The following is an 890-nucleotide window of genomic DNA, read 5'->3' as shown; positions in this document are numbered from 1 at the left end:
ACCGAGATATACACCCTAGAGTTCGTCGGCAGCGTCAGATGTCTATAAGAGACAGGAAGGCGCGCACCGTGTCGTCCTCCAGCGACCGCAGCGGCAGCGGCGCGAGCGCCCGCGCGCCCAGCCCCTCCGGCACCACCTCCACCCGCAGGGTGCCGTGCCGCGCCAGCACCCGCGAGGTGAACGCCTCCGAGGCCACCGTCACGTGCCCCCGGTAGCCCTGCTCCGCGCAGACCTCCAGCACGCGAGCCCCCAGCTCCGGCTCACCGCCCACCAGGTGCGCGGCCCCCGCGTCGAACCACAGGCCGTCCGGGGCACTGCGCTGGAAGCCCGGACACAGGCCCAGCAGCGACTCCCCCAGCACGCGCAGCGCCTGCGCGTCGTCCTGGGGACGGTAGGGGAAGTGCTTCAGCTCGGGCTCCAGCGCGGTCGCCGCCGTCAGCGTCATCCCCGTCCGCACGCCGACCTTCAGCGCGCGCGTGGACGCGAAGGCCACCCGGCGCTGGCCGCGCACCTCCTCCACCAGCGCGAACGGCTGGCCTGAGAGTCCCGGCGATTCGATGACCTTGCGCTGCACCGGGAAGCGCGTGACGTGCAGATAGCCCCTCCGCATGACGTGCCCTCAGCAGGTGCCCGACGACGGCGGAAGCCCCGGGTGCAGCGAGGGCATGGGCGCGTCGCGGCCGGGGCGCTGGCCCAGGATGCCGCAGCCGTTGCGCACGCTGTCGCCCGGCTCGCGGTAGAAGCCCGGCCCCGCGCTGGCCGCGCCCGCGTCGGCGCCCAGGTCGTCCACGTCCAGCCGGGCCCCGGCCTCCAGCCCCACCTCCGGGTACAGCGCCTGCCAGGGGCTCACGACGCGCATCCCCACGCCGCCCCCCCGGCTGCGCTCCAGC

The 890-nt window shown here is 74.8% G+C and carries 2 pseudogenes; both read right to left on the bottom strand.

Annotation, left to right across the window (positions count from 1 at the left end):
• Positions 1-46: 46 nt before the first annotated feature.
• A pseudogene (locus tag D7Y13_RS50010) lies at positions 47-610 on the bottom strand (Y-family DNA polymerase); the annotation flags it as partial.
• 9 nt (positions 611-619) lie between these two features.
• Positions 620-890: pseudogene (locus tag D7Y13_RS41795) on the bottom strand (hypothetical protein); the annotation flags it as partial.

It is taken from the genome of Corallococcus praedator (genome assembly GCF_003612125.1).
In the GTDB taxonomy this organism is placed as follows: domain Bacteria; phylum Myxococcota; class Myxococcia; order Myxococcales; family Myxococcaceae; genus Corallococcus; species Corallococcus praedator.
The sequence above is the reverse complement of the archived record's forward strand: the minus strand, read 5'-3'. Positions and strand labels throughout refer to the sequence as shown.